The sequence below is a fragment of the Actinoplanes sp. NPDC048967 genome, from assembly GCF_040649415.1.
Taxonomy (GTDB): Bacteria; Actinomycetota; Actinomycetes; order Mycobacteriales; family Micromonosporaceae; genus Actinoplanes.
In genome coordinates this window covers 368,264-380,241 of the sequence record NZ_JBEZFL010000001.1, presented here as the reverse complement: position 1 = coordinate 380,241, position 11,978 = coordinate 368,264, and the positions used below count along the sequence as shown (strand labels likewise).

Annotated in this window: 9 protein-coding genes; 7 read left to right on the top strand and 2 right to left on the bottom strand. The window is 71.9% G+C overall.

All coding sequences use genetic code 11. The features are described 5' to 3' along the window. Positions 1 to 54: 54 nt before the first annotated feature. The gene (locus AB0C12_RS01795; RefSeq protein WP_360543062.1) at positions 55 to 1,116 is read right to left on the bottom strand and encodes an endo-1,4-beta-xylanase; all 1,062 of its coding nucleotides are present in this window, start codon (positions 1,114 to 1,116) and stop codon (positions 55 to 57) included. Between the two features lie 270 nt (positions 1,117 to 1,386). Here AB0C12_RS01795 and AB0C12_RS01790 point away from each other — a divergent pair, with 270 nt between their 5' ends. The 7 genes from AB0C12_RS01790 to AB0C12_RS01760 all read left to right on the top strand — a co-directional run bounded on the left by AB0C12_RS01790 (position 1,387) and on the right by AB0C12_RS01760 (position 11,045). After that, positions 1,387 to 2,085, top strand: a complete 699-nt coding sequence (locus tag AB0C12_RS01790) for a polysaccharide deacetylase family protein (protein WP_360543060.1) — start codon at positions 1,387 to 1,389, stop codon at positions 2,083 to 2,085. A 13-nt stretch (positions 2,086 to 2,098) separates the two neighbouring features. Further along, positions 2,099 to 3,373 carry a GDSL-type esterase/lipase family protein gene (locus tag AB0C12_RS01785; RefSeq protein ID WP_360543058.1) on the top strand — a complete coding sequence of 425 codons (1,275 nt, stop codon included), beginning with the start codon at positions 2,099 to 2,101 and terminating at the stop codon, positions 3,371 to 3,373. A 13-nt stretch (positions 3,374 to 3,386) separates the two neighbouring features. Continuing rightward, a complete protein-coding gene (locus AB0C12_RS01780) occupies positions 3,387 to 6,359 on the top strand; it encodes a glycosyl hydrolase 115 family protein (RefSeq protein WP_360543056.1) in 2,973 nt (990 codons plus the stop codon). Next, a complete protein-coding gene (locus AB0C12_RS01775) occupies positions 6,356 to 7,606 on the top strand; it encodes an SGNH/GDSL hydrolase family protein (protein ID WP_360543054.1) in 1,251 nt (416 codons plus the stop codon). The genes AB0C12_RS01780 and AB0C12_RS01775 overlap by 4 nt, the downstream gene beginning before the upstream one ends. Next, a complete protein-coding gene (locus AB0C12_RS01770; RefSeq protein WP_360543052.1) occupies positions 7,603 to 8,130 on the top strand; it encodes a hypothetical protein in 528 nt (175 codons plus the stop codon). Before AB0C12_RS01775 ends, AB0C12_RS01770 begins: the two co-directional genes overlap by 4 nt. 142 nt (positions 8,131 to 8,272) lie before the next feature. Beyond that, the gene (locus AB0C12_RS01765; protein WP_360544902.1) at positions 8,273 to 9,643 is read left to right on the top strand and encodes an endo-1,4-beta-xylanase; all 1,371 of its coding nucleotides are present in this window, start codon (positions 8,273 to 8,275) and stop codon (positions 9,641 to 9,643) included. Positions 9,644 to 9,713: 70 nt separating this feature from the next. Next, positions 9,714 to 11,045: a PHB depolymerase family esterase gene (locus AB0C12_RS01760; protein ID WP_360543050.1), complete on the top strand. Its 1,332-nt coding sequence runs from the start codon at positions 9,714 to 9,716 to the stop codon at positions 11,043 to 11,045. 52 nt (positions 11,046 to 11,097) lie between these two features. Here AB0C12_RS01760 and AB0C12_RS01755 read toward each other — a convergent pair whose 3' ends face one another. Next, positions 11,098 to 11,952, bottom strand: coding sequence for a DUF4184 family protein (locus AB0C12_RS01755; protein ID WP_360543048.1), 855 nt, complete (start codon positions 11,950 to 11,952; stop codon positions 11,098 to 11,100). Positions 11,953 to 11,978: the final 26 nt, after the last annotated feature.

Genomic DNA, 11,978 nt, shown 5'->3' with positions numbered 1-11,978 from the left:
CCGGTGGCGGCGGGCCCGCCCCTGCCGGAGCGGGCCCGCCGGTGCCGAGCAGGATCAGCGCCCGGCGAGCGCCAGGGTGTCGCGCAGCGCGGCGTACGCCGGCTTGGGGTTCAGGTTCTCGTCGTACGGGGTGGCGGAACCCTCGCCGGCGAAGACGCCGGGCACCCACGAGTAGCGGTCGGTGAAGCCCCACAGGGTGTACGAGACACACTTGTCGGCGAGCAGGCACGCCTGCAACAGGGCGGTGAAGCCCTGCGCCTGGGCCTGCACCTTGATCGGGTCGGCCGGCAGCGGCATCCGCACGTCGACCTCGGTGAACGCGGTCTGCAGGCCGAGCTTCTCGAAGCGGCGCAAGTTGGCCAGGACATCACCGGGTACGCCGTACTGCACCGCGAGGTGGCCCTGGATGCCGTACCCCTGCACCGGCACGCCCTGGGCCTTGAGCTGCTTGACCAGCGCGTAGTAAGCGTCGCTCTTGGCGCTGAGGCCCTCGTTGTTGTAGTCGTTGAGGAACAGCGTGGCCTTGGGGTCGGCCTGGTGCGCCCAGCGGAAGGCGTCGGCGACGTAGCCGGGTCCGAGGTTGCGCAGCCAGATGCTGTCGCGCCAGGTGCCGTCGTCGTTGAAGATCTCGTTGACCACGTCCCAGTGCCACACCTTGCCGCGGAAGTGCGTGACCTCGTCGATGATGTGCTGGCGCAGCACCTCGCGGAGCTGGGCGGGCGTGAAGGCCTGCTCGGTGACCCAGGCCGGGTTCTGGTTGTGCCAGACCAGGGTGTGCCCGCGGACCTTCTGCCGGTGGGCGCGGGCGAAGTCGACCAGCCGGTCGGCCGCGGCCCAGTCGTGCACGCCCTGCTGCGGCTCGGTGGCCTCCCACTTCATCACGTTCTCGGCCGTCACTGTGGAGAACTCGCGGCCCACGGCGGCCCGGTAGGCCTCGTCGTCGGCCAGCGCCGCCATGTCGACGGCGGTGCCGATCCGCAGGTCGGCGCGGTCGGCCAGGGCCCGTAGCCCGGTGGGGGCCGGATGGCCGGGCCGGGCCGGGGAGGCGGTGGCGGGACCGCCGGTCAGGGTGAGGGTCGTCAGGAGAACGACGCCGGCGAGAACGCGAACTCTCATCGTCTGTCCATTCTGTTCCGGCCTTCCGTGGACGGCCGAGAGGTTCCGAGAACTTCCGTTACGTGACCGGAAGATATGCCGATCCTGGTCACCGGTCAACAGGTAACAACGTGGACAGATAGCGGCGAAGATCAATGAGCTGAGCGCGTGATCTGGGGCGCAGCGCCTTCTTGACGCGACTTCGACCGGGTTCTATGTTACGGACGTTCGGCCGCGCGGTTTCCGAAAGTTTCGGAGCAACGGGTCCCCGGAATCGATCGTGAGGATGTCATGTCTCATCGTCCGAAGTGGTGGTGCCGGCTGGCGGTGCCGATGTCCGCCTTGCTGCTGGCCGGAGGCCTGGCCGGCCCCGCCGAGGCCGGCGGCCCGACCGCCGCGGTGGTCGACACGGCCCGCGGGCAGGGCGACGTCGTCAGCTTCACCTTCGACGACGGCCCCAACCCGCCCGACACCCTGCGCCTGCTCGACGTGCTGCGCCGGCGGCACGTGCGCGCGGTGTTCTGCCTGTGGGGCGACCACGTCATCGAGCATCCCGAGGTGGCGCGCCGCATCGCCGCCGCCGGGCACGTGCTGTGCAACCACTCGATGCACCACGACGACGTCGGCCCCTGGACCCCGGAACAGATCAGGGCGGACCTGATCGAGACCAGCGCGGCGATCCGCCGGGCGGTCCCGCACGCCCGCATCCCGTACTTCCGGGCGCCGTACGGCAGCTGGGGGCAGAGCCCGCAGGTCGCGGCCGAGCTGGGCATGCAGCCGCTGGGCTGGCGGATGGACATCGCCGACTGGGAGCCGCCGGGCACCGACGTGCTCGTGCAGCGGCTGCGTGAGCGCATCACCCCCGGCGCGGTGGTGCTCATGCACGACGGCGGCGGCGACCGCAGCCAGACCGTCGCGGCCGTCGACCGGATCATTCCCGAGCTGCGCGCCCAGGGCTGGCGCTTCACCCTGCCGCGGCGTCGTGGCTGACCGGGGAGGATCCGTGTCCACCAGACGTGAACTGCTGGCACTCGCCTCGGGCGCCGCCGTGGCTGCCACCCTGCCCGGCACACCCGCGCAGGCGAGCGGCCCGATCCGGGACACTCCACGCTGGACCGGCACGTGGGCCGCCGCGCCGACCACCGTCCCGCCCACCCCGCCGACCGTGCTGGAGAACCAGACCGTGCGCCACGTCGTGCACGTCAGCACCGGTGGCGACCGGCTGCGGATCCGGCTGACCAACGAGTTCGGCGAGCAGCCGCTGGTCGTCGGCGAGGTGCGCGTCGCCCGGCGGGCCGGGACCGCGGCGAGCACGGCCAACCAGCCCGGCACCGACCGGGCGGTCACCTTCAGCGGGCGTACGGGAGCCACCATCCCGGCGGGCGCCCCCCTGGTCAGCGACCCGGTGCACCTGCGGGTCCCGGCCGGCACCGAGCTGACCGTCAGCGTGTACCTGCCGCGGCGCACGCCGGTCACGACACTGGCCGCTTTCGCGTACCAGGACAACGTGATCGCCGCCGGGAACGTCACGGCGGCCCGTACGGTCACGCCGACCGCCGTGGTCGGGCAGAACCTCTTCCTCTCCGGGGTCAGCGTCGCCTCGGGGGCCGGCGCGATCGTCACCCTCGGCGACTCCATCACCAACGGCGCCAACGCGGCGGCGAACCTCAACCACCGCTGGCCCGACCTGCTGGCCGCCCGGCTGCGGGCCGCGCGCATCGACCGTGGCGTGGTCAACGTCGGCGTGTCCGGCAACCGGCTGCTGCACGACCCCAACCCACCGGCCGGCAGCGACGCGGTGGCGTACGCCGCGTACTTCGCGCAGAGCGCGCTGCGCCGCTTCGACCGTGACGTGGTCGCCCAGCCCGGCGCGGAGTTCTTGATCGTGCTGCTCGGGGTCAACGACCTCGGCCACCCCGGCACCACCGCACCGGCGTCCGAGGTGGTCTCCGCCGACGACCTCATCGCCGGGCACCGCCAGCTCATCGCGCGGGCCCACCAGGCCGGGCTCCGGGCCTACGGCGCCACCGTGCTGCCGTTCAAGGACGACACCCTCGGGTTCTACTCGGCCGGCAACGAGCGCAAGCGGGCCGCGCTGAACCACTGGATCCGCACCGGCGGGGACTACGACGCGGTCATCGACTTCGACGCCGCCGTCCGCGACCGCACCGATCCGCTCCGGCTGGCCCCGGCCTACGACAGCGGCGACCACCTGCACCCCAACGACGCCGGGATGGCCGCGCTCGCCGCCGCCGTACCCCTGCGACTCTTCCGGTAGGGAAGGCGTACCCATGAGGCTCCTGCTCGCTCTCGCGGCCCTGGCCGCGCCCTTCTTCGTCGCCGGGCCGGCGCCGGCCGCGGCGGCATCACGAGACACGCTGGCCACGGGGCAGCGCGACTCGTACGTCTCCGCCCTGCCCGGCCGCGGCCGGTTCCCGCTGGTGGCCGGCGGTCGCGCCGCGCCGCTGGTGGTCAGCGCGGGTGACCACGCCGGGGTGATCCGGGTGGTCGACGACCTGAGCGCGGACATCGCCGCGGTCACCGGGGTGACGCCGGTGGTCGCCCACGACCGGGTGCCCGGCGGGCGCGACCCGGTGCTGGTCGGCACCATCGGCAAGAGCCCGTTGATCGACCGGCTGATCGCCGCGGGCAAGCTCGACGTGCGCGGCATCGCCGGCAAGTGGGAGACCACGGTCGAGCAGATCGTGGAGCACCCGCTGCCGGGCGTCCGGCGCGCGTTCGTGATCGCCGGCAGCGACCAGCGCGGCAGCATCTACGGCGCCTACGACCTGTCCAAGCGCCTCGGCGTCTCGCCCTGGCGCTTCTTCGACGACGTCCCGGTCCGTCACCAGGACGCGGTGTACCTGCTGCCCGGGCGGCACACCCAGGGCACGCCCGCGGTGAAGTACCGCGGCTTCTTCATCAATGACGAGAACCCGGCCACCGGCACCTGGGCGCCGGGCTACTTCGGTCCCGGCAAGGCGCCGGGCTATCCCGGCGGGCTCAACGCGGCGTACTACGCCAAGGTCTTCGAGACGATGCTGCGGTTGAAGGCCAACTACCTGTGGCCGGCCGTCTGGGGGCGCGCGTTCGCCGAGGACGACCCGCAGAACCACGCCACCGCCTCGTTCTACGGCGTCGTGATGGGTACTTCGCACGAGGCGCCGATGATGCGCGGCATCGAGGAGTGGAACCGGCACCCCGCCGGAACCGGCGAGTGGAGTTTCCGTCGCAACCCCGACGCGATCAAGGCGTACTGGCGGGACGGGGCCGAGCGGATGGCCCGCGACAAGATCGAGGGTGTCGTCACTCTCGGCATGCGCGGCAACGGCGACGTCGGCCTGCCCGACGGCGACGGCATCGACCTGATGAGCTCCATCATCGACACCCAGCGGCAGATCCTGCGCGACACGGGCCTGATCGGCGCTCCCCAGGTGCAGACCCTCTACAAGGAGGTGCAGCGCTACTGGGACCGCGGCTACCGGCCGCCGGACGACGTCACCGTGGTCTTCTGCGACGACAACTGGGGCAACATGCGCAAGCTCCCGGACGCCTCGCTGCCGGCCCGCAGCGGCGGCTACGGCATGTACTACCACTTCGACTATGTCGGTGGCGGCCGCAACTACAAGTGGGCCGACACGGTCAACCTGACCAACACCTGGGAGCAGCTCAACCTCTCGTACCGCTCGGGGGTCGACCGGCTCTGGATGGTCAACGTCGGCGACCTGAAGAACGAGGAGCAGCCCACCCAGCTCTTCCTCGACTACGCCTGGAACCCCGACGCGCTGCCGCTGCACAAGCTGGGGGAGTGGGAGCGGCAGTACGCGGCCCAGAACTTCGGCCCGGCCCTGGCCGGTGACATCGCCGAGGTGCTCAGCGACTACGGCCACCTGCAGTCGCGCCGCAAGCCCGAACTGCTCAACCGGCGCATCACCATCGACCCGGTCACCCAGGTGATCACCTACGACGACGAGGGCAACCCGTTCAGCCTCACCGACTACCGGGAGATGGACCGGGTCACCGCCGAGTGGCAGGCGCTCGGCGCCCGGGCCGAACGGATCAAGGCCAGGGTGCCCGCGGCCTGGCAGGACGCCTACTTCCAGCTGGTCTACTACCAGGTCAAGGCCACCGCGAACCTGTACGCGCTGCGCCGGGCCGAGTTCACCAACATCCGGTACGCCGGACAGGGCCGCGCCGCCACCAACGACCTGGCCGACCTCGCCGAGGCCCGGTTCGCCGAGGACCAGGCGCTGAACGCGTACTACAACACCGAGCTGGCCGGCGGGAAGTGGAAGAACTGGCAGCTCCAGCCCAAGATCGGTTACGGCAACGTGGCCCGGTACGGCCCCAACGCCCCCTGGCAGCAGCCGGAGAAGGACAACGTGGCGCTGCCGGACGAGATCTATCCGTACCTCAAGCGCATCGAGGTGCCCGCGGCCGCCGCGATGGGCGTGGACCTCGACGGCGGGGATCCGGTCACGTTGCCCGCGTTCAGCCCGTACCAGGCGCAGCCGCAGCAGTACATCGAGGTCTACAACAAGGGCACGACGCCGTTCGCGTACCGGATCACCCCGGCCGTCCCGTGGGTGCACGTCACGCCGGCCGCCGGCCGGGTCGGTCAGCAGGTCCGGGCCACCGTCCGGGTGGACTGGCGGCGCGCGCCGAAGGGCACCACCACCGTGCCGATCACCGTGACCGGGGCCGGCGCCACCACCGTCGTGCAGGCGCCGATCGACAACCCGGTGCTGCGCCCGCGCGGCTTCGTGGAGGCCAACGGCTACGTCGCGATGGAGGCCGACCACTACACCCGCAAGGTGGGCGACTGGCGGCTGCTGCCGGAGATCGGCAAGACCGGTAACGGCCTGACCCCGCTCGGCGGCACCGGCGCCCGCCTGGAGTACACGACCACCCTGAAGACGACCGGTCCCGTCAAGGTGACCGCCGTGCTGTCGCCGCGCAACAACGTCCTGCCGACCGACGGCCTCAAGTACGCGATCTCGCTGGACGACCAGCCGCCGCAGACGGTCAACATCACCACGGCCACCGGCGCCGACGACACCACCATGAACCGCCAGTGGGAACGCAACACCTCCGACAACGTCAACCGCACCACCACGACGCACACCGTGGCCTCGGCGGGTGTGCACACCCTCAAGTTCTGGATGGTGGATCCGACCGTGATCGTGCAGCGCCTCGAGATCGACACCGGCGGGGTCAAGTACAGCTACCTCGGCCCGCCCGAGAGCAAGCGGGTGACCCGATGAACCGCCGCTCACTGCTGGGCCTCGGCGGCGCCGCGGCGGTCTCCGTGGCCACCGCCGTGCGGACCCGCGGCCACCGCCCCCGCCGGGACTGGCTGCACACCTGGGTGTCGATGCCGCAGCTCACCGAGCCCGGCAACCTGCCGCCGGCCCCGTTCACCGGCACCGACTCGGTGCTCGTGGACACCACCCTGCGCCAGACCGTGCACACGTCGATCGCCGGGAGCTCCGTACGGCTGCGGTTCTCCAACGCCTTCGGCGGCGCGGTCCTGCCGATCACGGCCGTCTCGATCGCCCGGCCCGCCGGGGGCCGGCCCGGCTCGGCCGCGATCGAGCCGGGCACCCTGCGGCCGGTCACCTTCTCCGGGCGGACGTACGCGTCCGTCCCGGTGGGCGCGCAGGTGGTCTCCGATCCGATCGACCTCGACGTGCCGGCCCGTAGCGAGCTCACCGTCACGCTCTACCTGGCCACCGGTCAGGCGAGCACGGCGGTGACCTCGCACCCCGGTTCCCGCACCACCTCGCACCTGCTGCGCGGCGACCACCACGACGCCGCGGACCTGCCCGGCGCCACCCCCGTCGTGCACTGGTACTTCCTGAGCGGGGTCGAGGTGCTCGCACCGGGCGACAGCACGGCGACCGTGGTGCTCGGCGACTCCCTGACCGACGGCCGGGGTTCCACCACCGACGGCAACGACCGGTGGCCGGACCAGCTCTCCGCCCGGCTGCGCGGCGCCCACGCGGTGCTCAACCAGGCGGCCGGCGGCAACCGGGTGCTCCAGGACGGCCTCGGGCCGAGCGCCCTCGCCCGGCTGGACCGCGACGTGCTGGCGGTGGGCGGGGTCGCCTCGCTGATCGTCTTCGAGGGCGTCAACGACATCGGTACGGCGGCAGCCACCCCCGAGGCGCAACAGCGGGTGGGCGACGACCTGCGGGCCGCGTACGACCAGATCGTCACCCGGGCCCACGCCCGCGACATCCAGGTGTACGGGGCCACGATCACGCCGTTCGGCGGCAACGAGGGCTACGACGATCCGGGCGGGTTGCGGGAGCAGACCCGTACCGGGGTCAACGAGTGGATCCGGCGCAGCGGCCGTTTCGACGGGGTTGTCGACTTCGACGCCGTCGTCCGTGACCCGGCCGCCCCGCGCCGGCTGCTGCCCGCCTACGACACCGGTGACCACCTGCACTTCAACCCGGCCGGCTACCGGGCACTGGCCGAGGCTGTCCCCTTGCGGTGGTTGCGATGACCAACATGACCAACGTGGCGGTGCTGCTGCCGCCACCGGAGGCGTTGCCGGCCCGGCTGTCCACGTACCGGGAGGTCTTCGCCGGTCCGGTGTTCGACCTGGCCTTCGCCGCGGCGGGCACCTTCGACCTGCTCGCCTCGGCGGACATCCTGGCCATCGCGCCGCCGGTGCGGCGGGGGCCGGACACGATCACCGCCGAGGAGGCCGCCGCCCTGCGCGAGGCGGTACGCCGCAACTGCCGGATCCTGGCCATCGGTGAGGCCGTCTTCACCGTGGCGGCCGCCGGGCTGCTCGACGGCCGGGCGGTGTCCACCGACCCGGCGCACGCCGAGGAGCTGCGGCGCCGCTATCCACGGGTCCGGCTGGCGCCGGGCGTGCGGTACGTCGACGACGACCCGATCTTCACGGCCGCCGCCGGCGCCCCCGGCGTGGAGTTGTGCCTGCATCTGGTCCGCAAGTACCACGGCGCGGCCACCGCCGCCGGCATCGCCCGTTCCCTGCCGCGGCACCGCGCCGCCGAATAACAATTACGCCGGTCTATTCCCTCGGGAGCCGGACCGGCTCAAGATGGGAGCGCTCCCAAAAGTGTCATCCCCCTCCCCGAACCGGAAGGCCTCCACCGTGTCCGACCGACCCGTCCCCCGCAGACCCCGGCTCCGCACCACTCTGACCCTGCTGGCGGCGAGCGCCCTGGCCGGCGGCGTGGCGCTGGCCGTCGCGCCCTCGGCCGACGCCGCCACCACCCTCGGCGCCTCGGCCGCGGCCACCGGCCGCTACTTCGGCACCGCCGTCGCGGCCAACAAGCTCAGCGACAGCACCTACGTCGGGATCCTGAACCGCGAGTTCAACGTGGTCACGGCCGAGAACGAGATGAAGATCGACGCGACCGAGCCGCAGCAGAACCAGTTCTCCTTCACCAACGCGGACCGGATCGTCAACCACGCCCTGGCCCAGGGCATGAAGGTCCGCGGGCACACTCTGGCCTGGTACTCGCAGCAGCCCGGCTGGATGCAGAGCATGGAGGGCAGCGCGCTGCGCTCGGCCATGATCAACCACATCACCCGGGTGGCCACGTACTACCGCGGCAAGGTCTTCGCCTGGGACGTGGTCAACGAGGCGTTCGCCGACAGCGGCGGCGGCCGGCGCGACTCCAACCTGCAGCGCACCGGCAACGACTGGATCGAGGTCGCCTTCCGGACCGCGCGCGCCGCCGACCCGGACGCCAAGCTCTGCTACAACGACTACAACATCGACAACTGGACCTGGGCCAAGACCCAGGGCGTGTACAACATGGTCCGCGATTTCAAGGCCCGCGGCGTCCCGATCGACTGTGTCGGCCTGCAGTCGCACTTCAACAGCGGTTCGCCGTACGCGAGCAACTACCGCACCACGATGGAGAGCTTCGCCGCGCTGGGCGTGGACGTGCAGGTCACCGAGCTGGACATCGAGGGCTCGGGGCAGACCCAGGCGACCACGTACGCCAACGTCGTCCGCGACTGCCTGGCCGTACCCCGGTGCAACGGCATCACCGTCTGGGGCATCCGGGACAGCGACTCGTGGCGGGCCAGCGGCACCCCGCTGCTCTTCGACGGCAGCGGCAACAAGAAGGCGGCGTACAACTCGACCCTCGAGGCGCTCAACGCCGGCGGGACCACCAACCCGACCACGCCCCCGCCGACCTCGCCCTCCGCCTCGCCGACCGTCTCGCCCACGCCGCCGACCGGCACCACGCCGCCGCCGTCCGGGACGGGCTGCACGGCCGCCTACACCGTGAACGCGTGGACCGGCGGCTTCACCGCCACGGTCAAGGTCAGCGCGGGCTCCGCCGCGGTCACCGGCTGGGCGGCCACGCTCACCCTGCCGTCGGGCTCCGCGGTCACCAACGCCTGGAACGCGCAGGCCACCGGCAGCACCGGCGCGGTCCGCTTCGCCAACGTCTCCTACAACGGCCGGATCGCCGCCGGAGCCAGCACCGAGTTCGGCTTCCAGGGCACCGGCACCCCGCCCACCGGCACCCCCGTCTGCGCCGCGTCCTGATCGCGACGTCCGGCGCGGCGCGGACCACCCTTCCGCGCCGCGCCGGACCCATCCCCCGGAGCGAGGAACCATGAAACGACTGACCCAGGCCCTGCTGGCCATCACCGCCGCGGTGAGCGCGATCGGTGCCTCCGTGCTGCTGCCGGCCGCTCCCGCGGCCGCCGCGACCCTGCAGGAAATCACCGGCTTCGGCACCAACCCGACCAACCTGCGCATGCACCTGTACGTCCCCGACCGGCTCCCGCCGAACCCGGCCCTGCTCGTGGCCGTGCACTACTGCACCGGCTCCGGCCCGGCGTTCTACTCGGGCACCTCGTTCGCCTCCCTGGCCGACCGGTACGGCTACATCGTGATCTACCCGTCGGCGACCCGCTCGGGCAACTGCTTCGACGTGTCCTCACCGGGAGCGCTGCGCCACGACGGCAACAGCGACCCGGCCGGCATCGTCTCGATGGTCCGCTACGTGCAGCAGCGGTACAGCACCGATCCGGCCCGTACGGTCGTCACCGGCGCGTCCTCCGGCGCCATGATGACCAACGTGCTGCTGGGTGACTACCCGGACGTGTTCCGGGCCGGCGCGGCGTTCGCGGGGGTGCCGTTCGGCTGCTTCGCCACCACCGACGGCTCCAGCTGGAACAGCGCCTGCGCCAACGGTCAGGTGACCAAGACCCCGCAGGCCTGGGGTGATCTGGTCCGCAACGCCTACCCTGGATACACCGGCCCACGGCCGCGGATGCAGGTGTGGCACGGCGTCAACGACGACACGTTGCGGTACCCGAACTTCACCGAAGAGATCAAGCAGTGGACCAACGTGCACGGCGTCTCGCAGACCCCGGCGCTGACCGACTCGCCGCAGTCGGGCTGGACCCGTACCCGCTACGGCTCGACCTCCGCGCAGCCGCCGGTCGAGGCGATCAGCGTGGCGAACACCGGGCACAACCTGCCGCAGTCCGGCATGGCCGAGCGCGCGGTGACGTTCCTCGGGCTGGACAGCACCACCGTCCCGCCGACCTCGCCCCCGACCTCGCCCCCTGTCTCGCCCACGCCGCCGACCAGCACCCCGCCGTCCAGCCCGCCTCCGAACACGGGTGGCTGCCGGGTCGGCTACGTGGTCAACGCCTGGAACAGCGGCCTGACCGCGGCGATCTCGATCACCAACTCCGGACCGGCCGTGACCAGCTGGACGCTCGGTTTCACCCTGCCGGCGGGCCAGACCATCACCTCGGGCTGGAACGCGACGTGGACGGGCTCCAGCGGAGCGGTCACCGCCCGCAACGTCTCCTACAACGGCACCCTGGCGACGGGCGCGTCGACCAGCATCGGCCTGCAAGCCACGCACACCGGTGACAGCAGCCGCCCGACAGCGTTCACGCTGAACGGCACCGCCTGCACAGTCGCCTGATGGGACCGCCTGCTGCCCCGGACCGGGTGAGCCGGGGCAGCAGGTGCATCACTCAGCACGAACCGGGCAGAGTCGCCTCGTCTCCCGAGCCGGATCCGGCCGAGCCACGCCGGCCGGTAGCGAAACGGCTCAGCTGCCAGCCGACGGCGTAGATCGCCAGCACGACGCAGACGGCGGCGACACCGTTCACGGCGAACTGCCGCACCGCGAGCTCCGTCATGTCCGCCCCGGTCCACGTCGGCGGAACGACCTGCGGCGGAAGGCCGGAATAGTCCATCTTGTTGGCCGCCATGAGTTGCCGGACACCGCTCACCGCGCCGACAGTGCCCAGCACCAGCGGCGCTGCCACCAGCGTGCCCCAGACCACCGCCCGCAGCCGGAACGGGAGCCGCAGCGCGGACGGGACCGGGTGCGCCGGCGTCGACCGCCACCAGCGCCGCGTCCAGACCAGAAGCAGCGCCGAGCCGACGACGCCGCCGGCCAGATCGACCTTCGTCGACTGATCCGCACCGAATACGCCGTCCAGGCGGTCCCACGCCACGTGGGTCGCTGCCCCGATCGCCAGCGAAAGGGCGATCCAGCCCACCGCGGCTGCCCGGCGCCAGACGAACCGTTCCGTGAATTGCCACACCCGCTCCGCGGCAGCGTGCGGCAAGAGCGCCACCACGGGCCTCTTGAGCAGCGCCTGAAACACCACGAGCAGCACCAGGGCGATCAACGGGTCGAGCCAGAACACCGACGATGCGTGGTGGGTGCGCGTGAGCAGCGTGCCGCTGGGGTCGAGCCACGGCAGGGCCGCGTAGTACGTCAGATCCGGCGCCATCGAGCCCATGACCAGCGCGGACGCGACCAGCGGACGGCGGGACAGCACCACGACCGCCGCCGGGTGAGCAAGCGTGAACGGCACCCGCGGAACCGTAGCAATGCCCGGCG

What these genes read in the sequence shown, in the direction of transcription:
- AB0C12_RS01795 (WP_360543062.1), bottom strand. Translation starts at nt 1,116, where the DNA reads ATGAGAGTTCGCGTTCTCGCCGGCGTCGTTCTCCTGACGACCCTCACC.
- AB0C12_RS01790 (WP_360543060.1), top strand. Translation starts at nt 1,387, where the DNA reads ATGTCTCATCGTCCGAAGTGGTGGTGCCGGCTGGCGGTGCCGATGTCC.
- AB0C12_RS01780 (WP_360543056.1), top strand. Translation starts at nt 3,387, where the DNA reads ATGAGGCTCCTGCTCGCTCTCGCGGCCCTGGCCGCGCCCTTCTTCGTC.
- AB0C12_RS01775 (WP_360543054.1), top strand. Translation starts at nt 6,356, where the DNA reads ATGAACCGCCGCTCACTGCTGGGCCTCGGCGGCGCCGCGGCGGTCTCC.
- AB0C12_RS01770 (WP_360543052.1), top strand. Translation starts at nt 7,603, where the DNA reads ATGACCAACATGACCAACGTGGCGGTGCTGCTGCCGCCACCGGAGGCG.
- AB0C12_RS01760 (WP_360543050.1), top strand. Translation starts at nt 9,714, where the DNA reads ATGAAACGACTGACCCAGGCCCTGCTGGCCATCACCGCCGCGGTGAGC.